Source organism: Dyadobacter sp. UC 10, assembly GCF_008369915.1.
Classification (GTDB): domain Bacteria; phylum Bacteroidota; class Bacteroidia; order Cytophagales; family Spirosomataceae; genus Dyadobacter.
This window is the reverse complement of sequence record NZ_VSRN01000001.1, coordinates 6786614-6806043: the sequence shown is the minus strand read 5'-3', so window position 1 is coordinate 6806043 and position 19430 is coordinate 6786614. Positions and strand designations below refer to the sequence as shown.

At 44.7% G+C, this 19430-nt stretch carries 19 protein-coding genes; 10 read left to right on the top strand and 9 right to left on the bottom strand.

Annotated features, from left to right (window positions below; genetic code table 11):
* Window positions 1-10: 10 nt before the first annotated feature.
* From FXO21_RS28085 to apaG, 4 genes are all read right to left on the bottom strand, one after another.
* On the bottom strand, window positions 11-1147 hold the full coding sequence (locus tag FXO21_RS28085; RefSeq protein WP_149643205.1) for a hypothetical protein: 1137 nt from the start codon (window positions 1145-1147) through the stop codon (window positions 11-13).
* Window positions 1144-2112 carry a DUF2157 domain-containing protein gene (locus FXO21_RS28080; protein WP_149643204.1) on the bottom strand — a complete coding sequence of 323 codons (969 nt, stop codon included), beginning with the start codon at window positions 2110-2112 and terminating at the stop codon, window positions 1144-1146. The genes FXO21_RS28085 and FXO21_RS28080 overlap by 4 nt, the downstream gene beginning before the upstream one ends.
* A 105-nt stretch (window positions 2113-2217) precedes the next feature.
* Window positions 2218-2991, bottom strand: a complete 774-nt coding sequence (locus FXO21_RS28075) for an O-methyltransferase (protein WP_149643203.1) — start codon at window positions 2989-2991, stop codon at window positions 2218-2220.
* A 43-nt stretch (window positions 2992-3034) separates the two neighbouring features.
* Window positions 3035-3421, bottom strand: coding sequence for a Co2+/Mg2+ efflux protein ApaG (apaG, locus tag FXO21_RS28070; RefSeq protein ID WP_149643202.1), 387 nt, complete (start codon window positions 3419-3421; stop codon window positions 3035-3037).
* A 126-nt stretch (window positions 3422-3547) separates the two neighbouring features.
* On the opposite strand from apaG, the gene FXO21_RS28065 reads away from it, so the two are divergent.
* Window positions 3548-4213: a uracil-DNA glycosylase gene (locus FXO21_RS28065; RefSeq protein ID WP_149643201.1), complete on the top strand. Its 666-nt coding sequence runs from the start codon at window positions 3548-3550 to the stop codon at window positions 4211-4213.
* Window positions 4214-4266: 53 nt separating this feature from the next.
* On the opposite strand, the gene FXO21_RS28060 is transcribed toward FXO21_RS28065, so the two are convergent.
* Window positions 4267-4671 carry a Dabb family protein gene (locus FXO21_RS28060; RefSeq protein ID WP_225865893.1) on the bottom strand — a complete coding sequence of 135 codons (405 nt, stop codon included), beginning with the start codon at window positions 4669-4671 and terminating at the stop codon, window positions 4267-4269.
* Window positions 4672-5007: 336 nt separating this feature from the next.
* Between FXO21_RS28060 and FXO21_RS28055 the strand changes: the two genes are divergently transcribed.
* Window positions 5008-6036 carry a zinc dependent phospholipase C family protein gene (locus FXO21_RS28055; protein ID WP_192579350.1) on the top strand — a complete coding sequence of 343 codons (1029 nt, stop codon included), beginning with the start codon at window positions 5008-5010 and terminating at the stop codon, window positions 6034-6036.
* A gap of 4 nt (window positions 6037-6040) precedes the next feature.
* On the opposite strand, the gene FXO21_RS28050 is transcribed toward FXO21_RS28055, so the two are convergent.
* The 3 genes from FXO21_RS28050 to ald form a co-directional block, all read right to left on the bottom strand.
* Window positions 6041-6565, bottom strand: coding sequence for a DinB family protein (locus FXO21_RS28050; protein ID WP_149643200.1), 525 nt, complete (start codon window positions 6563-6565; stop codon window positions 6041-6043).
* 65 nt (window positions 6566-6630) lie between these two features.
* Entirely contained in the window at window positions 6631-8400 is a 1770-nt protein-coding gene (locus tag FXO21_RS28045) for a DEAD/DEAH box helicase (protein ID WP_149643199.1), read from the bottom strand.
* Window positions 8401-8826: 426 nt separating this feature from the next.
* A complete protein-coding gene (gene ald, locus FXO21_RS28040) occupies window positions 8827-9939 on the bottom strand; it encodes an alanine dehydrogenase (RefSeq protein ID WP_149643198.1) in 1113 nt (370 codons plus the stop codon).
* Between the two features lie 180 nt (window positions 9940-10119).
* Here ald and FXO21_RS28035 point away from each other — a divergent pair, with 180 nt between their 5' ends.
* The 8 genes from FXO21_RS28035 to lepB (FXO21_RS28000) all read left to right on the top strand — a co-directional run bounded on the left by FXO21_RS28035 (window position 10120) and on the right by lepB (FXO21_RS28000) (window position 17491).
* Entirely contained in the window at window positions 10120-10581 is a 462-nt protein-coding gene (locus FXO21_RS28035; protein WP_149643197.1) for an Lrp/AsnC family transcriptional regulator, read from the top strand.
* 71 nt (window positions 10582-10652) lie between these two features.
* A complete protein-coding gene (locus FXO21_RS28030; RefSeq protein WP_149643196.1) occupies window positions 10653-11675 on the top strand; it encodes an SPASM domain-containing protein in 1023 nt (340 codons plus the stop codon).
* A 164-nt stretch (window positions 11676-11839) separates the two neighbouring features.
* Complete coding sequence (locus FXO21_RS28025) at window positions 11840-12637, top strand: ParA family protein (protein WP_149643195.1); 798 nt, start codon at window positions 11840-11842, stop codon at window positions 12635-12637.
* A gap of 21 nt (window positions 12638-12658) precedes the next feature.
* A complete protein-coding gene (locus FXO21_RS28020) occupies window positions 12659-13576 on the top strand; it encodes a ParB/RepB/Spo0J family partition protein (protein ID WP_149643194.1) in 918 nt (305 codons plus the stop codon).
* A gap of 3 nt (window positions 13577-13579) precedes the next feature.
* A complete protein-coding gene (locus FXO21_RS28015; RefSeq protein ID WP_149643193.1) occupies window positions 13580-14269 on the top strand; it encodes a DUF5683 domain-containing protein in 690 nt (229 codons plus the stop codon).
* A 24-nt stretch (window positions 14270-14293) separates the two neighbouring features.
* On the top strand, window positions 14294-15013 hold the full coding sequence (gene dapB, locus FXO21_RS28010) for a 4-hydroxy-tetrahydrodipicolinate reductase (RefSeq protein ID WP_149643192.1): 720 nt from the start codon (window positions 14294-14296) through the stop codon (window positions 15011-15013).
* Between the two features lie 26 nt (window positions 15014-15039).
* Complete coding sequence (lepB, locus tag FXO21_RS28005) at window positions 15040-16176, top strand: signal peptidase I (RefSeq protein ID WP_149643191.1); 1137 nt, start codon at window positions 15040-15042, stop codon at window positions 16174-16176.
* Window positions 16177-16312: 136 nt separating this feature from the next.
* Complete coding sequence (gene lepB, locus FXO21_RS28000; protein ID WP_149643190.1) at window positions 16313-17491, top strand: signal peptidase I; 1179 nt, start codon at window positions 16313-16315, stop codon at window positions 17489-17491.
* Window positions 17492-17529: 38 nt separating this feature from the next.
* Here the strand turns inward: lepB (FXO21_RS28000) and FXO21_RS27995 are convergent, their stop codons facing one another.
* Window positions 17530-19353, bottom strand: coding sequence for an alpha-amylase family glycosyl hydrolase (locus tag FXO21_RS27995; RefSeq protein WP_149643189.1), 1824 nt, complete (start codon window positions 19351-19353; stop codon window positions 17530-17532).
* Between the last annotated feature and the right edge of the window lie 77 nt (window positions 19354-19430).

Genomic DNA, 19430 nt, shown 5'->3' with positions numbered 1-19430 from the left:
TTTGCCCAGATTAGTAAGCTTCACCTGCTCCTCCTCCGCCAAAATTTCCTCCGCCAAACTCAATACCCTTATCTTGTGGTGTTTGTCCCAGTACCTCTGCGACAAGGACCGTTTCTAAATAGGCAAATTTTCGTTGTTCCTCCGGCTCGTCCGACACGCCGTATTTTGGTGTTTCCAAATATTTGATGAGGAGTATTGAAACTACGATTGTGAAGAGGCCCGCTATCGTAAGTTCTTGTGAAGCTGTAAGTTGAATGAAATACATGCGGTAGGTGACAACAGATGCCCCAAGCGCCAGCAGTCCGATAACCAGCAAAAGTCTATCATGCTTTTTCAGTCCCAGCCAGATATATGCAGCCGGGATTGCCGCCGTAAAAAAATAAAACAGGTAGGAAAATGCTATTTGCGTAGAAACCGGAAGATCATTAAGCATTGCATTCCCTTCCCGGACAACATAATAATTTCCTCCCAGGTAGAAAGTGATCAGCGAGAGGACTTCCAATACCTGCCTGCACTTGCGATAGTAAATGCTGGTATTACGACTGACCAGCATATAACTCAAAAAAGAAAAGATCATGATTGCAAAAGGCAGCAATGCCTTGCCCAGCGAAGATTCGGCAAAAATCAATGCTACCAATGCGAGCGCCACCAGGTAGGTCATCACCGTCATCAGGAAATCGGCGTAGCGCAGCATAGCTGGAACGAGCAGAAAAAGCGACAGAAAGCAATACAGCCATGGTTTTTCGCCCTCAATTGTCAAAACGAAGAAAGAAAAACAACATCCTATTGCAGCATAGAGCAATGCATTGTCTACCCCGGAATGGAACAGTTTCCGATCCCGGATCGCAAATTCGAGCGCACCAAAAAAGCCGGCAGCACAAATAACGCTCAACGCCTCAAAGGAATCGCCCGAGACGCTATCGATAAAGAAAAGGGACACAAAGCCGCCGAAAAACAGACATGCTATCGAGGTAAACACAAACAAACCAATTGTTACGAATATACCAGGGCGATAAAATGCGTCGGGATAAGCAGTACGGATTTTTGCCTCCTGTTCTTTGGTTAAAAGGTTTTTTGAAACCCAGCCAGCTGCTATCTCCCGAACATAAATATTTGTAACCCAGGTATTGTTGTATGCCTTTATCATTTTTTGATGCCCAGGAATTTTTTGTATTTGAGAAGAAACAAAATGACACCTACACTCGAAAACATAAAATAGAAGGTCGCAAATGCGAAAGCAAGCTCGTCTCCGAGCAATGTCCCGATCATGTACGTGACTAAGATATACGCATATATCACACCCATTAAAAGAAAAACCAGAGATTGCGCACGCCTTGCGGTGAAAATGTAGAAAAGGGCGAGAGCCAATCCGATGATTTCAAAAACAAACTGTGGTTCAAGCGTAAATGCGCCGGTAAGCGCAGCTACCAGAGCCAGGTTTCCGCCCAGAAAAAGGTATGTAAAGGAAAAATGTTTTTTGATGCCTTTGTGGTCACTTAGCCAGCCGACGACGGCGAGTATCGATCCTAAAATAATAGCCGACCAGATCAGGCTGCTGTCCGTAAAATCATTTTTTGTCAGCAGGGAAAATGGCGCGATTGTCAGCCCGACCCAGGACGCCAGCCCGGTCACAGCCATCGATAGAACACCGGTATGGTCAAACCTGTAAGCGCTGAAAAAAAACAGAATAGTCGGGATCAGGACTGCGATACCATATTTTTTGCCAAAAATCTCATATTGAAACTGAGCATAACCTTCGAGCGCCAGAAATGTAGTACAGCCAAGCAGCAGTATGTACCCGGCCAACTTGTTGATATTTTCAACTTGTGTATGCCGGTAGGGAGGACTATTTTTAAAAACATACCAAAAGCAGGACAAGGTAATGGCGGCAATCGCAGTAATGATAGCCTGATGACCTATCGTGTCAATATTTTCATAGATCAATATCCCGATACCTGAACTAAACATCAGAATTCCGAGGTAAAGGATGCTGCGGAGTTCCCAATGAACGGAGAAAGATTTGCTGGCTTCGAAAGATGCGATCGCTTCCGCCTGCGCTTCCGACAGTATATTTTTATCGGTCAGTTCCCGAAGAATGGTTTTTGAGTCCATGAAATGGTGAGGTAGGGAGGTAAATTAAAAACTTAAAGAGTTTAAATGCTTAACCCTACTTTTTACTTATTTATCGGTACGAAACTGATAGCAATCGGTTGGGACCTAGAAGCGTAGCACGAAATCCTCTTTGGCCTGGCCGGAGTGAAAAAATACTAAGCCGATCCAGAACAAATCGACGGTGAGCGTCACTTTGGGGTGCGCTTTGATATATTCCCAGGCCTGGGTCATCTCCTTAGACCAATAAATGTCGTCGAAAATAAAGACAGAGTCATTTTGAATATGCGGCAAGCATTCTTCGAAGTAACGAACAGTTGGCTCGTAGCGGTGATTTGCGTCGAAATAAGCGAAATCCAGCGCCCTGCCGAGTTGGGCCAGCCTGACCGGAAGCGTCTGATCTATATTTCCTACTACTACCTCGATATTCTCCGAACCAAGCCGCGCGAAGTGATTCCTGGCTTTGGCGGCCGTCTGCGGGCAGCCTTCGAAGCTGATCACGTTTGCATTGGGGTTTGCTTTGGACAGGTATAGCGTTGTCAGTCCAAGAGAAGTGCCCAGTTCTAAAACGGTTTCGGGCTTAAAATTTTCGACAAGACGGTAAAACAGCTTCCCAAACTTTTCCGGCTTTTCAGCATTCTTCGCGATTGTCCTGATTTTACGCTGATTAGATTTATTGATCCGGGAGCCAGCGCCCAGGTCCAGTATTTCAATGATCTCTTCGGACGACAGCAACTCTTTTCTTAATGTCCGGATTTCGGCATAAACCGCGTTCTCATCCTTGACTTTAATAACCCTGTTGTACAGATCAAAAAGGAAAGGGGAGTGGATGGAATGTTCGTTTCCCGATCGAAGCAGATACTTTAAATACGCGGCAATCAAATGAATGAGGGTTTTTCGAGGGTAATAGCGGTGAATTTCCGGATCAATTTAAACGATAAGGTGCTACCAGCGAGAATGCAGGAATTACAACCCGGAACTGACGACCGTCGAGTACGCGCTCCATCAGATAGGTACCGGACATTTTGCCAAGATCCGTTTTCAGGTTGCATCCGGATACATAATCGTGCACGTCGCCGGGTTCAAGAATGGGTTGAAGACCTACGATGCCGGCGCCTTCCACCTCGCGGACCATGGCATTAGCATCGTGGATGAGCCAGTGCCTGCGCAGTAATTTGACCGTATGTTCACTATGATTTTCAATCAGGATTTTATAGGTAAACACGTAATGGTCCTGACCAGGATTGGAATAATCTGGCTGATATTCAGTTAAAACGGTGACTTTCACACCATCTGTTACTTTGGAAACCATATCGGTTGAGGGTCTTGGTAAATAAATATACCCGGCGTTACTTCCACTTAAACGAAAATAGCAACCAATTACTGATAAAACCAAATCAAAAACACATATTTGGCCCCAAAAAACCAGACCTGATGTATGGATGTAAAAATAGAGCAATCCTGGAAAGAGCGACTTGCGCCGGAGTTTGAAAAGGCCTATTTCGAAGCGCTTACCACATTTATTAAGGAGGAATATAAGACAAAGCAGATTTTTCCCCCCGCAAAGCAAATATTTAACGCGTTCAACTATTGCACATTCGATGATTGTCGGGTGGTGATTTTGGGACAGGACCCTTACCACGGGCCAGGCCAGGCGAACGGGCTTTGCTTTTCGGTGAACGACGGTGTGCGAATGCCTCCTTCCCTGATCAACATTTTTAAGGAGATTCAGCAAGATCTGGGGAAACCTTTTCCCCAATCAGGTAACCTGGAAAGGTGGGCAAAGCAAGGAGTGTTGTTACTGAATGCGACTTTAACAGTACAAAGCGGAATGGCCGGGTCCCATCAGAATAAAGGTTGGGAGCGTTTTACGGACGCGGTTATCAAGTGTGTTTCCGATGAAAAAAAGCATGTAGTATTCATGCTCTGGGGGCGGTATGCGCAGGAAAAAGGGGCTATAATCAATGCAAAGGATAATCTGATACTGAAAGCTAAACATCCTTCCCCTATGTCTGCGAACAATGGCGGGTGGTTTGGGACCGGACATTTCAGTAAAGCGAATGCCTTTTTGGCTGAAAAGGGTTTGGAAGCAATTAACTGGTAAAAAAAGAGAGTCGGGAAACCCGACTCTCTTTCCAATTTTCACTCCTATTACTATTATTTTACAATATCAGAATTCATTTCCAGCACCTTCGCCCAACTAGCTTCATTGGTTTTGATGAATGCTTTCCGATCGGAATTTAAAGCATATTGCTGCGCACTTTCATCAGTCCTGAAAGTCAGATAGTGGATCACATCAAATTCGTCTTCATTACCTTCTGTTTTCTGCACCCGGCCGGCTGAATAGGCAACCAGATCCTTCACAGAACTCTTCATTGACGCGAAATCACGCAAATGCTTTTCGATATCCTCAGAAGTAGCTCCTGCTTTGAATTTAATGCACACAACTTTCTGTGTTTCTGCTGGTTTATGCGGTACATAAGCTCCGTAAATAATGAGCATAAAAACGCACAGCGCGAAAACAGGTACCAGATATCCTAATGTTTTATTTCTCGTTCTCATTTGTAGCAAGCCAACTGACTTATTTATTGATGCTACAAAGGTAAAACAATATTGATTAATTGTATTATTTGTATAATAAATATAACTAATATTGAAATATGGCAAATTTAAGAAAGATCTAGTAATAGTTTTTCAGATAGCCGAAATAAAATTTGGCGGCAAGGTTTTGATAAATTTTGCAATCGATGCACTGATAAGTGATGTGACGTGCCAATTTCAGCTGAAAAAAAGCAGAAGTAGCAAAATGTCCCTCACTAACTGTCGAAAGGGTGACTAAAATTTGCGAAAAGCGTATAAATGGGGTATGAGTTGTTTTAACAGCTTCCCAAATTTTGTATGGAGGTAATTTTCGCAGACATGAAACGAGCACTGATTTACTTTACTTTTTTTTTCGAAATTATACTGAATATTAGCGTGTATGCGGAAGCAATGCCTCTTTCATCGCACGATGTGCAATGGGGATTCTGGGCCCATAAGCGGATCAACCGAATGGCAACTTACAGATTGCCGCCTGAAATGCTGGTGTTCTATAAAAAAAATATAGACTATCTGACGGAAAATGCGGTCAATCCGGATAAGAGAAGATACGCTGTCGTGGGAGAAGCGGAGAGGCATTATATCGATCTGGACATGTATGGTGATAGTGCACTGTCAGTTTTGCCCAGATTTTGGTCTGCTGCGGTAGCACGCTTCGGCGAGGACAGCCTTCGGAAACACGGGATCGTTCCATGGCAGATTCAGCAAACGGCTTATCAACTGACGGAAGCTTTTAAGTCGAAAAATCCGGCAAGGATATTGAAAGTTTCTGCTGATCTCGGGCATTACGTTGCCGACGCGCATGTGCCTTTGCATACCACTAAAAATTATAACGGACAACTTAGTGGCCAGGAGGGAATTCACGGATTCTGGGAATCACGGTTACCAGAATTATTTGCCGAAGATTATGATTTATGGATCGGTCCGGCAGTATACTGCGATGATATTGCCGGTGAGGCCTGGAAAATTGTTACCGACTCGCACCTTGCCTGCGATTCAGTTTTTTCGTTTGAGAAAGAGCTGACGATGCGATTTAAAAAGGATGCCAAGTATAGTTATGAGCTCCGGAACAATGTGCTGACAAGAAGTTATTCGCGTGAGTTTTCAGAAGAATACCATCAAATGCTTAAAAATCAGGTTGAGCGCAGGATGAAAGCTTCTGTGAAAATGGTGGGGGATATCTGGTATAGTTGCTGGGTTAATGCTGGTCAGCCCGATTTGAGAGAGATTTCAGGATACTCGCCTGGTGCCGCGGAAGTCGTGGAGAAAACCGTGGAGCATCGCGCCTGGTTGCAAAAACTTTTAAACGTAAGGACAGAACCTGAGTAACTGCCTACTTCCCGTCCCTCGCCAGTAGAATGCGGGCTGTCACAAGCAGCTGGCCTACATGTCGCTGAGTGTGCTCAGCAGCGTGAAAAAGCAAGCCCAGTTGTGTCGAGGGAATCATCGCCCGACCTACGTACCTGACTTGGGTTAATTCGCTCTCTGGTGTGGTTTGTAACTGTTGAAGGGAAACTGCAACTTGTTTTTCAAAGGTGAAAAGTAAGCTTTCATATGTATCATTTCCTGATCCTGGGCTGCCTTCGTTTTTCAGGTAATCGAGCTGGCTTTCATTCAGGGATTCGGCTCTGGCGTAGGTAAAAAGTCTGTCGAGCACTCCGGATAGATGCTTTAAATGAAAACCGACCGAAGCGAGGCCGGAAGGCTTTTCCCAGAGCAAATCCGCAGGAAAAATCGAGCTGAAAGCCGCCAGTTCTTCGACAGCCTGCATTAACGCATGCGCTACGGGTTGAAGCAAAGAGGGAATATGTGGAATAGGGCCGCGTAGCCAAACTTCCGGTTGTTGATTTTGGTTCATGAAGGCAAAATAACAAAAAAAGGGACCTGATGTAAGTCCCTTCTTTCGAATGATTAAATGATCAATTATTTCGCAATATCGATCTGAACTGGCTTGCCTTTTATGGTATTGCCGTCCATAGCGCGAAGTACTGCGCGGGCATCACGTTCAGGTACGTCTACAAAAGTGAATTTATCATAGATATCGATAGCTCCGATTGTCTTGCCAGGGATGTTGGCTTCGCCTGCAATCGCGCCAACGATATCTTTCGGCATGATATGATCTTTACGTCCGAGGCTCAAAAATAAGCGGGTCATTCCAGCCTCAGGAGAGGTAGGTTTGCGATTTTCATCCCGGCCGCTTTCCGGGCGACGGAAATCACTTTTTGGTGCGTAACGATCAGCGCCGCGGCGTTCGCCGTCCCTGCGATCATTACCTCTTTCGAACCGGCTTCCACCAGAGGAACGCCTTTCAAATCGGTCGCCACCTTCACGACGTCCACTGTCGCCACGTCTTTCTTCCCAGGCAAGATTTGTATCTGCGTATTCATTTTTCTGAACACCCATGATTTGCTTGGCCATTGCACCGACTATCTGCTCTGTGGTATAACCACTGTGATGCAGCATTTCAAGCACATCGTTATATAGGCCTGCATCTTGCTCATCTTGAATGGACATTGCAATGTTTTCCACAAAACGCGCCTTGCGCACACCTACGATATCCTCGAACGAAGGAATTACTCCTTTTTCAATTTTAACCTTGGTATATCCCTCAATTGACTTCAAACGATATTTCTCGTCGCGGGCAACCAGCGAAAATGCTTTCCCTGACATACCTGCACGGCCTGTACGACCGATACGGTGAACGTAGTACTCTTCGTCCAAAGGAATGTCATAGTTGATCACACCATCCAGGCCACTTACATCGATACCGCGGGCAGCTACGTCGGTTGCAACAAGAATGGTAGTAACGCCAGCTTTGAATTTGCTCATGACATTACTTCTTTGCTGCTGGCGTAAATCACCATGGATACCTTCAGAAGCATAGCCTCTTAGTTGAAGATCTTCAACGATTTCATCCACCTTTCTTTTGGTATTACAAAAAACAAGAAGGGATTTCAGGTGGTGCATATCGATCAGGCGGGTCATTACTTCCACTTTCGCCTGCGGTTTTACTTCGAAGTAAACCTGCTCAATGTTTACGTTTGTCAGCTCATTACGAACGACTTTAATCAGGATAGGATCATTCAAAAAACGCTTTGTGATCGACATGATCGGTTTCGACATCGTAGCCGAGAAAAGGATTGTCTGACGATCTTCCGGCATATCAGCCAAAATACTTTCAATATCCTCACGGAATCCCATATCCAGCATTTCATCCGCCTCATCCAAAACCATCATCCGAACTTCGTCAAACTTCAAGGTTTTGCGTTCCATATGGTCCATCACACGACCCGGCGTTCCTACTACGATATGTACGCCTTTTTTCAGGGAGCGAATTTGTCTGTCGATAGAATCTCCGCCGTAAATGGCCTCGATTTTAATACCTCTCTGGAATTTGGCCAGGCGGCCAATTTCTTCTGATACCTGCACAGCCAATTCACGGGTTGGGCAAAGTACCAATGCCTGTACTGCATTGCTGGTAGTATCAATTCTTTCAAGTACCGGGATACCAAATGCGGCAGTTTTTCCGGTTCCGGTTTGTGCCTGACCAATTACGTCAGATCCCTGCATTACAGCCGGAATTCCTTGTGCTTGTATCGGCGAGGGTTTTGTAAAACCCATTTCTGTAAGGGCTTTCAGGATATTTTCAGAGAGACCAAGCTCCGAAAACGATTCAATTGTTTCAGTTGTCATTATTTGTTTATTAGTATTATTCTATTTGAGAAAATCAGCTCAGCTGCATTTGGCAACTCTGGTTTTGTCTAAACAAAAAATATACCGGTCTGAATCAGTTATTTGATATGTTCGGACAACGAACCTCTGTCGGAAAATGACGAGAGCGAAAAACGAAAATTAAAAAGGGATTGCGTAAAGCCCACCACAATCATCCGTGGGGCTCTGCATGTGAACGGCTGAATTACCGAACTAGATGGGGCAGGCTGCTATTTATATGCCGTACCGTATGAAGCAGAGAAGCGAACGGATGTTCGTAAATTTTATGCAAAAGTAAGAATAATATCGGGAAGAACAAGCGGTGATAGAATTATTGTAATATTTTTAGAAAGTAAAAGCCTGGCAGGATGATTTCTGCCAGGCGTATGTTAGCTAGGTTTGTTATATTCAGAATAACTCTTTTACCTCTGTATAGGGTAGGTTCCACGCATCGGAAACCCCCTTAAAGACCACTTTGCCGTTTACTACATTCAATCCTTTGCGTAGTTCCTCACTGACTGAGCAGGCTTTTTTCCAGCCCAGGTCTGCCAATTGAAGGGCGTAAGGTAAAGTTGCATTTGTCAAAGCCAGCGTAGAAGTATAAGGAACCGCCCCAGGCATATTGGCGACACAATAATGCACCACGCCGTCGACTTCATAAATAGGATGCTCATGGGTGGTGGCTTTGGATGTTTCGAAGCAGCCGCCCTGATCAATAGCGACGTCGACCATCACCGTACCTGGTTTCATCAATTTAAGCATATCCCTGGTAATCAGAGAAGGGGCTTTGGCTCCCGGAATCAGCACTCCCCCGATGATCAGGTTAGCACTTTTGATGAGTTCCCGAATGTTATATTCATTGGACATGACCGTATCCACATTTGCAGGCATAATATCTTCCAGGTAGCGCAGGCGCGGCAGACTGATATCCGCAATAGTAACATTAGCTCCAAGACCAGCCGCCATTTTTGCGGATTGAGTGCCTACGATACCTCCGCCAAGGACCAGCACATTAGCAGGCTTGACACCCGCAACCCCGCCCAGCAGGATTCCAAAACCGCCCATTGGTTTTTCCAGATATTTTGCGCCCTCCTGCACCGCCATTCTGCCTGCAACTTCACTCATCGGAACGAGCAAGGGAAGGCTTCTGTCGGTTTTCTCGACAGTTTCGTAGGCCAGACAAACCGCTTTTCTTTCGATCATTGCGTGTGTAAGTGACTCCGAAGAAGCAAAGTGAAAATAAGTAAACAGCAATTGATCTTCTTTGATCAGCCTGTATTCAGTTTCAATAGGCTCCTTCACCTTAATGATCATATCCGCGATCGCGTAAACTTCTTCTATGGAAGGCAGGATACTCGCACCTGCTTCTGTGTATTCATGGTCACTGAAGCCACTCCCTTTTCCGGCATCGGTCTGTACATAAACAACGTGGCCGCGTTTACGAAATTCGGTTACACCTGCCGGTGTCAGTGCGACACGGTTTTCATTATTCTTTATTTCCCTGGGAACACCAATGATCATGTGCGGAAAAAGTTAATATTTTGAAGATTGCCTGTAAGCTTTTCAAAATTAAGATCTTATGGAAAATCATACCATATATTCTCGATAACACAGAAAAGAAAACTATTTTTGATTGGTTTTGTAAGAAAAAATTCTGCGACATCCCTTTTGCACCCCAGGTTAAACAGAAAAAAATACTGAATGCAGCTCGACCCTACTGATCGTAAAATCCTCGCATTGTTACAGGACGATGCGCAGCTGACAATTAAGGAAATTGCAAGTAAGATCAATCTCTCGGTTACTCCTGTTCATGAAAGGATCAGGAAGCTTGAAAAAGAGGGGTTTATCGATAAATACGTGAGCCTGCTGAACCGGAGAAAACTCGGTAAAAGTCTGGTCGTATATTGCAATGTCACCCTGGACAAGCAGCGAAAGGAGAGCTTTGAGGACTTCAATCAGGCGATCGTGAATATGAGTGAAGTACTCGAATGTTCGGTTGTTTCGGGAAACTTCGATTATATGCTGAAAGTCATCGTGGAGGACGGAGAAGCTTACAATCAATTTTATCAACAAAAACTTTCTGCACTCAAAAGCGTGTTACACATCAGTAGTTATTTCGTAATTTCCGAAATAAAGTATACCACAGGAATCGAGGTAGTCTGACCGGACAAGCCTGCTATTCCATCATCACATCGGGCAAGTAGCTGATTGCTAATCGCCAAAAGCGGCAAATAATGAACAAAAATTTTAAGGATGGTCTGAATTTAATGTCCAAGGTAACGCCCAAACGTGCCTGGAATTCGATCCAGATATTGAGCAGTTACTTTTACTCGAAGATGACCGGAAATCCGGTACACTGGGGCATGCCGATCGCCATTTCGTTTGAACCCACCACTTCCTGCAACCTGCGCTGCCCCGAATGTCCGAGCGGGCTGCGTTCCTTTACCCGACCCACCGGGATGATGGAGGAACAGTTATACAAAAAGACCATCGACGAGCTAGCAGATACATTGCTGTATCTTATCTTCTACTTTCAGGGGGAACCTTACCTGCATCCAAAATTTTTTGAACTGGTCGAATATGCGCACAATAAAGGCATATATACTGCTACCTCCACGAATGCACATTATCTGACAGACGAAAAGGCAAAAAAAACAGTCGAGTCGGGTCTTGACAGGCTAATCATTTCTATTGATGGGACCACTCAGGATGTGTACCAGCAGTATCGCGTGGGAGGCAATCTGGAAAAAGTGCTGGAAGGCACGCGGAATATCATCAAGTGGAAGAAGGAACTCAAATCCAGTACGCCGCATGTGATATTTCAGTTTTTGGTAGTTAAACCCAATGAACACCAAATCGAAGATGTGAAGAAATTGGCTGAGGAAATGGGTGTCGATGAGATTGGTTTTAAAACGGCACAGATTTATGACTATGAAGAAGGTTCGGACCTGATCCCGACTATTGATAAGTATTCCCGATACAAGAAAGAAGCAGGCGGCGGATATTCAATCAAGAATAAATTTGTAGACCATTGCTGGAAAATGTGGCATTCCTGTGTGATCACCTGGGATGGCGCAGTGGTGCCCTGCTGTTTTGATAAGGATGCCGAATATAAGCTTGGAGATATGAAGCGTCAAACCTTTCGGCAGCTCTGGAGGGGGAAGAAATATGAGGACTTCCGGGCTTCACTGATCAGATCGCGGTCAGAAATTGAAATGTGCAAGAACTGTACGGAAGGAACGCAGGTTTGGGCGTGAAACACCCGCCAATTTTAATGTAAATCTATTTTTAATTAAATAATAATGTGAGTTAAGTGTTTGATTTTAAATAGTATATATGTTTTGTTTAAATCTCCGTGGAACATTTTTTGGTGAATTGCCCTGAATAACTGAAATTTGAAATTGGTAACACAAATGAATACATGGGCAAAGTAATTGCAATTGCAAATCAAAAGGGAGGAGTAGGGAAGACGACCACCGCTATTAATTTGGCTGCCAGCCTGGCTGCTTTGGAATTCCGGACCTTGATTATCGACGCCGATCCTCAGGCGAACTCTACCTCCGGGCTTGGATTCAACCCGCAGGAAATGGAAAACAGCATCTACGAATGCATGGTAGAGCAGGCAAGAGCATCCGAAATAATTTTGGAAACAGATTTTCCAAACCTCAACCTGCTTCCCTCACATATTGACCTTGTAGGTGCCGAGATCGAGATGATCAACCTGAAAAACAGGGAGAACAGGATGAAAGAGGCTATTGCGGAAGTGCGCGACAATTACGATTTCATTATCATCGATTGCTCTCCCTCACTTGGTCTGATTACAATTAACAGCCTCACCGCAGCCGACTCTGTTATTATACCTGTTCAATGCGAATACTTTGCACTGGAAGGCCTGGGCAAGCTATTGAATACCATTACAATTATACAATCCAGACTCAATACCGACCTGATTATCGAAGGGATCCTGCTTACCATGTACGATCTCCGGTTACGTCTTTCCAATCAGGTTGTCAATGAGGTTACCAATCACTTCGAGTCACTCGTCTTCAATACGATCATCCCACGTAACGTCCGCATCAGCGAAGCGCCTAGTTATGGTATCCCGGTCATGGCCCAGGATTCAGACAGTAAGGGGGCGGTTAGCTATCTAAATCTTGCAAGAGAAATTCTAAGTAAAAACGGATTGCTCTCATCGGATAGGCAATTGGGCGTAAACTGATCATGATCAAATAGTTAAAAGATGGAGAATAGCAGTAAGACAAAAAAGATGACCGGATTGGGCAGGGGATTGGGAGCGCTTCTGCAGGACTCGGAGAAGGTAAATAATTCAAGATCATCCTCGCGGATCCCGGCACCAGAAACCGTCGGGTCGATGAATGAAATAAGTCTGGATCAGATCGAGGCCAACCCATACCAGCCGAGAACCAAATTTGACCAGGAAGCATTGCAGGAACTCGCGGATTCGATACGGGTCCAGGGCATTATCCAGCCCATTACTGTACGCCAGATTGCGGAAGATTCCTACCAATTGATTTCCGGCGAGCGGAGGCTTCAAGCGTCCAGATCGATCGGCTTATCAGCGATACCTGCTTATGTAAGAACAGCCAATGACCAGCAGATGCTGGAAATGGCGCTGATCGAGAATATTCAGCGTGAAAACCTCAATTCGATAGAAATTGCCCTTAGCTACCAGCGTCTCATATTGGAATGCAGTCTTAAGCAGGAAGAATTAGGTGTGCGGGTCGGTAAGAACCGGACAACAGTGAATAACTATATTCGTTTACTGAAATTGCCTCCTGTGATCCAGGCAGCTCTGCGGGATAATAAGATCAGCATGGGGCATGCGAGGGCGATTATCACGATTAACAGTGATCAGAGCCAGTTGAAAATTTTCAATAAAATTATAGAAGAGGGCTGGTCTGTTCGGAAGGTGGAGGATGAGGTCAGAAAGCTCGGAATGATGAGTACGACCTCGCTCATCGATAAGAAACCAGTGACAATTAATCAGGAAATAAAGTCGTTACAATTTCAATTATCTTCCTTTTTCGGTGCGAAGGTATCCGTAAAAAGCAGTGAAGCGCACAAAGGTGAAATTAAGATCCCTTTTGGCTCTGAGGAGGAATTAAAGAAGATTCTGGAAACATTGAAATTCAAATAAGACTTGAAAAACTGGGTTTTGCTGGGGGTAATTCTGCTATTTTCGCAACGTATTTCGGCTCAAATTACGAATCCCGAGGACAGCCTTAAGGTAATGGATGTCCCGATTGTAGTGAACGACAGTACGGTTTTGCTGCAGGGAGATTCGTTAAAAAAAGTTAAAGGTAAGTTCATGCCGGTGCCTAAAACGGCCACCAGAATGGCATTGGTCCCCGGACTCGGACAGATCTATAACAGAGATTACTGGAAGGCGCCCATCGTGTACATTGCATTCGGGGGAGGACTTTATGCCTATTACCTGAACTCGATTAAGTATCATGACTACCTGTCGGCCTACAAGGAGTTTTTTATTCTGGACGAAAACAATAAGAATTTTGGTAAAGAGAAGCCCGAGCTGGTGGATTCAACGGTGACGGTAAGGGTGAGGAATTTATTGAATACAAGCAGTGAATATTTGCCGGCCAGGAAGGATCAGGCATTAAGAGGAAAGAACTACTGGCGCAGAAACCGGGGATTTGCACTCATCGTAACCGGGTTGATATACACACTTTCCATCATTGAAGCTAACGTAGCAGCACATTTAAAAACGTTTGACTTGTCGGAAGACCTGACGCTGCGGGTTGAGCCTAAATTACATCAACCGGCAATGCTAACGCCCACACCGGGATTACGGCTGGTTTTTAACCTGAAATAAACATAGAATCAAATCATTTAATTAATGAAAATATTATTACTCGGGTATGGTAAGATGGGAAAAACGATTGAAAGAATTGCTCTCGAAAGAGGGCACGCAATCGTAGGGAAAATTGATGTGCAAAACCGGCATGAAATGGATGAGCTGGCTTCTGAGGATGTGGATGTGGCAATTGAGTTCAGTGCTCCTGAGGCAGCTTACGAAAATATCACGTATTGTTTGAAAAAAGGCTGGCCGATCGTGAGCGGTACAACAGGTTGGCTTGAACACAAAACAGAGATTGAAAATTTGTGCCTAAAGGAGCAGGGCGCATTCTTCTATGCGTCCAATTACAGCATTGGTGTGAATCTGTTTTTTCGGTTGAACCGCCAACTTGCGCGCTTGATGAAAGGACAAGCTTACCGAAGCTCGATGACTGAAATTCACCATATTCATAAGCTGGATGCGCCAAGCGGAACAGCAATTACGCTGGCGGAAGGTATTATAGCAGAAAATGAGGCGCAGAAAGGTTGGAAGCTGGCTCCCGAAGACGAAGAAGGTTTTGTGCAAATAGAAGCCAAAAGGCTGGGAGAAGTTCCCGGAACTCATATCGTAAGGTATGAATCTGAGGTTGATATGATTGAAATTACCCACACCGCGCACACCAGGGCAGGATTTGCATTGGGTGCAGTTGTTTCGGCAGAATGGCTTCCCGGTAAGGTTGGTGTGTTCGGGATGGACGATTTGCTTGAAAACCTGAATTAGAACTCTATCAATAATTGAATATAAGCATGTCTCTAAATAAAGAATTGATTTCAAATACAGTGAGTACTAAAAAGAAAAAGTCAGCGGTAAGAGAGTGGTTTGATTCCATACTGTTTGCGGTTGTCGCGGCTACCCTGATCCGCTGGTTATTTTTTGAAGCTTTCACTATTCCGACCCCCTCCATGGAGAACAGCCTCCTGGTCGGCGATTTTCTCTTTGTGAGCAAACTGCATTATGGCACCCGTACTCCCAAAACACCGCTGCAGGTCCCTTTGACGCATCAAACCATCTGGGGTACCAACATTCCGTCTTATACCGACGCGATTCAGTTACCGCAGTACCGGCTCCCCGGTTTCAGCGACGTAAAACGTGGGGATGTGGTCGTATTCAATTATCCGCCTGAGTTACAACATCCGGTCGATCTAAAAACCAATTACATCAAAAGATGTGTGGGGCTTCCGGGGGACAATTTGGAAGTGAGGGATTTGCAGGTTTATGCCAATGGTACTGCCGTAGAAAATCCGGTACGAATGGAAAATGAATATTTCGTGGCAACAACTACGGCGGTAAATGAAGCGAAAGTGTTCAAGGAAAACGGTATTTCAGAATACAACGCTTATTCAGAAACTTATAACGACACGATTCCTGGCAATGATCAGATGGGTTACCTCGTATTTACAACTGAGGAGATCGCTGCGAAATTGAAGACTTATGATTTTGTAAAAAGCATTACCGTGGTAAAATCTTCCAAAGACATTAGCGAGCCGATGCTTTATCCGAATTCAACACTTTTTAAATGGAACCGTGATAATTATGGGCCGGTAAGGGTGCCTAAGGAGGGCATGACTGTGCAATTAACCCCGGAAAATGTAGCGATGTACGGACCGGTAATCAAGAATTATGAAGAAAATGAAGGAGTTGAATTGGGTGAAAAATCAGTTTCCATTGCCGGAAAAGCGATTACGAGCTACACATTCAAGCAGGATTATTATTTTATGATGGGTGATAACCGTCACAATTCTGCGGATTCTCGCTACTGGGGATTTGTACCCAAAGACCACATTGTAGGGAAAGCGGTATTCGTATGGATGTCCATTGATCCAAATCCGACCAGCTTCTTTAATAAGATTAGGTGGAACCGACTTTTTCGCGTCATCAATTAACAGAATAGCGTTTGACAAAAGGGTAAGGCAAATGGCCTTACCTTTTTTTTGTATATATAAAAAAATATAATATATAAATTTGTTGTTTATTGATGGCATTGTATCTTGCATATCAATAGAAATCGGTATCCGACAAATGGCAGTCATTGAAGCAGCTCCCAGATCAAAAAAAGAACCAAAGAAAAAGTCGGTATTCCGTGAGTGGTTCGATTCGATATTGTTTGCGGTAACTGCTGCTACGATAATCAGATGGTTGTTTTTCAGCGCATTTGTAATTCCGACTCCTTCAATGGAGAATAGCCTGCTTGTGGGCGACTACCTGTTCGTCAGCAGGCTGCATTATGGAACGACCACTCCGGTAACTCCGCTACAAGTCCCGCTTACACACCAGACGGTATGGGGAACGCAGATACCTTCTTATCTCGACTGGATCCAGCTGCCGCAGTTTCGGCTGCCCGGGTTTTCAGATGTAAAAAACGGCGATGTGGTGGTTTGTAACCTGCCGGTAGAGCACCCGGGTGCTTATCAAAAGTACAGCAACGTGTTGCCTGACCTTCATCCACATCCCGTGGACCTGCGTTCAAACTATATTAAAAGGTGCGTAGCTATTGCCGGAGATCGGCTCGAAGTTAAAGCCGGGCAGGTTTTTGTCAATGGTAATCCGATGCAAAATCCACCAAGGCTTCAAAATGAATATTTCGTTTCCACAACTACGCAGGTAAACGAAGAAAATATATTTCACAAAAACGGAGTAACTGACTATGCGCAATTCACGGAAACTTTCGGTGACAGTATATCGGCAAATGATCAGTTTGGCTACATCGTGAAAACAACCGCTGACATTGTTACAAAACTCAAAACCTACGATTTCGTACAAAGGGTAGATCCGATCCTCCTTGACAAAGGATTAAAGGAACCCTTTTTGTTTCCCGGCTCTGATCGCACCAATTGGAATAAGGATAACTATGGTCCGATCCTGATTCCTAAAAAAGGAATGACGGTAAAACTGGATGAGATTAACTCAGCTTTGTATGGAGAGATTATCCGGAATTATGACGGAAATGAGCGGGTAATAATTGAAAATGGCCGTGTTTTACAAGACGGAAAAGTGCTGGAAAGCTACACTTTCAAGCAGGACTATTATTTTATGATGGGCGACAACAGGCACGATTCGGCGGATTCGCGCTATTGGGGCTTCGTGCCAAAAGATCATATCGTCGGAAAGGCAGCATTTGTATGGATGTCTATTGATCCCAATCCAACCAGTTTTCTTAGGAAAATCAGGTGGGATCGGGTTTTCAGGATAATCGGGTAACAAAGCCAGGCTATAAACCTGGCTTTGTCCGATCCTGATCAGTCTTCCTGGGAAAATATCAACGCGGAGTAGGGCGGAATATTCAATGAAGCATAAACCGGGAAATCATCGAATTCACCGTCTCCGGTTTCTATGTCAGCAACTCCCACATGTGAAAAGTCTGAGTCATAGGATTCATTGTCGCTGTTAAATCGCAGGTGCCACTTTCCAGCTCTTGGAAAACCAAGTTTGTAATCCGAAAATGTTTCTGTCGAAAAATTCAGGATAATCATAACGCTATCTTTTGGGCCACCGTCGCTCCACCGGTGCATTGCGATCAGTTTTTTATCGTTATCTGAGCGTACGATGTGAACATTTTGCCCTTGCAGGCCTTTTGTGACACCGAACCAGTTTCTCCGGATATGGATCAGGTCCCGGTGCAGATTTGCAAAGCCCCTGAATTTTTCCAGCCTCGACCAGTCAATCGGATCACTGTCTGAAAACCATTTATCTTCCAATAGGGGTTGCCCCTGGAAGATCATCGGTATTCCGGGCGTTGTCATCACCAGTGCTACACCTAATGCAGCCCGTTTTTTGGAATACCAATTATTAACGTCACCGTCTGCAATTTCCTCGGCAACACGTGCCTGGCCATTTGAGACTTCATCGTGAGATTCGGTGTAAATAATGCGTTGAAAAGAATCAGTATTGTATTTGTAGGTGATTGCCTGGACAACCTTTTCCATGTCCCTTTCCTGATCATTAGCGACAATAATCGCATCCCGCACTGTATGGACAAACTCCGCATCCCACTGTGATCCGTAGCCCAGTCCGCCATTTTCAACCGAATTGGTAATGAAATCAAGTGAATGCATATCCTCGGCGATCGTGATACAATTCGGGTAGTTTTCACGAATATCTTTATTGATCCATTGCATCAGTGAAATCCCTTCCTGAATATCGTTACCCGGATTTCCGTCTGCCTTCACATTGCGGATATAGGGTACCATATCCATTCTTAATCCGTCGACCCGGTATTCTTTCAACCACATTAATGCGTTGTCGCGAATGTACTGACGGACTTCTCCCCGGCCGTAGTCTGGCCGGGTATTGCCCCAGGGCGTTTCGGCTTTCCAGTCGTTATAAAAGTAGATCCCGCCGCCGCCATTTTCAGACCAACCATCAAATTGCCATAAATCCATATCCGAAGGGCCAAAATGATTATAAACCACATCTAAAATAACTGCGATTCCGGCTTCATGTGCGGCCTGAACGAACGCCTTGAGACCATCCGGGCCACCGTAGTCGGCTTCGATGGAAAACGGGTTTGCAGGATTATAACCCCAGGAGCGTGAACCGGGAAATTCGGCACAGGGCATAAGCTCAACGGCATTGAAGCCCATTTCTTTGAGATAGGGTAGTTTTTCGATGGCTGTATAAAACGTACCTACCTGATCTTTTTCCTTCACATGAAATGTGCCGATGTGCAATTCATAAATGACGATTTCGTGCCAGCTTGAAATCTGAAAGTCGAAATCGTGCCACTCGAAAGATGCATGATTGTATACAATGCAATTGCCGGCTGAATTCGTCATTTTCAGCGCATAGGGATCATTTCTGTGAAAATCGCCAAAAGGTGTTTGTAGGTAGAATTTGTACTCATCGCCTTCTTTGGAGTTGTCGATCAGCGCTGCCCAATAACCATTCTCTTCGGACTGCAGGGGATTGGCATTTACATCCCAGTTATTAAAAGTGCCGATTACAGAGACTTGCCCGGCATGCGGAGCCCAAACCCGGTAATGCACGCCTTCGGGATAACATACTGCTCCCATTCCTTGAAAAGAAGCCAAAATTTCGGTGGCATCGGCGTCAAAATTTTCCATATATGTACTGGGGAAATTGTAATTGTTTTAAGTTAACTATTGACGTATATTGACAAAATGCATGCCAAGCGTTTCGT

Bases quoted from the DNA above. Each gene is read 5' to 3' on its own strand.
- dapB (WP_149643192.1), top strand. From the start codon at position 14,294: ATGAAAATATTATTACTCGGGTATGGTAAGATGGGAAAAACGATTGAA.
- FXO21_RS28060 (WP_225865893.1), bottom strand. From the start codon at position 4,671: ATGAGAACGAGAAATAAAACATTAGGATATCTGGTACCTGTTTTCGCG.
- FXO21_RS27995 (WP_149643189.1), bottom strand. From the start codon at position 19,353: ATGGAAAATTTTGACGCCGATGCCACCGAAATTTTGGCTTCTTTTCAA.
- FXO21_RS28080 (WP_149643204.1), bottom strand. From the start codon at position 2,112: ATGGACTCAAAAACCATTCTTCGGGAACTGACCGATAAAAATATACTG.
- lepB (WP_149643190.1), top strand. From the start codon at position 16,313: ATGGCAGTCATTGAAGCAGCTCCCAGATCAAAAAAAGAACCAAAGAAA.
- lepB (WP_149643191.1), top strand. From the start codon at position 15,040: ATGTCTCTAAATAAAGAATTGATTTCAAATACAGTGAGTACTAAAAAG.
- FXO21_RS28065 (WP_149643201.1), top strand. From the start codon at position 3,548: ATGGATGTAAAAATAGAGCAATCCTGGAAAGAGCGACTTGCGCCGGAG.
- FXO21_RS28020 (WP_149643194.1), top strand. From the start codon at position 12,659: ATGGAGAATAGCAGTAAGACAAAAAAGATGACCGGATTGGGCAGGGGA.
- FXO21_RS28050 (WP_149643200.1), bottom strand. From the start codon at position 6,565: ATGAACCAAAATCAACAACCGGAAGTTTGGCTACGCGGCCCTATTCCA.
- FXO21_RS28045 (WP_149643199.1), bottom strand. From the start codon at position 8,400: ATGACAACTGAAACAATTGAATCGTTTTCGGAGCTTGGTCTCTCTGAA.
- FXO21_RS28025 (WP_149643195.1), top strand. From the start codon at position 11,840: ATGGGCAAAGTAATTGCAATTGCAAATCAAAAGGGAGGAGTAGGGAAG.
- FXO21_RS28030 (WP_149643196.1), top strand. From the start codon at position 10,653: ATGAACAAAAATTTTAAGGATGGTCTGAATTTAATGTCCAAGGTAACG.
- FXO21_RS28055 (WP_192579350.1), top strand. From the start codon at position 5,008: ATGGAGGTAATTTTCGCAGACATGAAACGAGCACTGATTTACTTTACT.
- apaG (WP_149643202.1), bottom strand. From the start codon at position 3,421: ATGGTTTCCAAAGTAACAGATGGTGTGAAAGTCACCGTTTTAACTGAA.
- FXO21_RS28035 (WP_149643197.1), top strand. From the start codon at position 10,120: ATGCAGCTCGACCCTACTGATCGTAAAATCCTCGCATTGTTACAGGAC.
- ald (WP_149643198.1), bottom strand. From the start codon at position 9,939: ATGATCATTGGTGTTCCCAGGGAAATAAAGAATAATGAAAACCGTGTC.
- FXO21_RS28085 (WP_149643205.1), bottom strand. From the start codon at position 1,147: ATGATAAAGGCATACAACAATACCTGGGTTACAAATATTTATGTTCGG.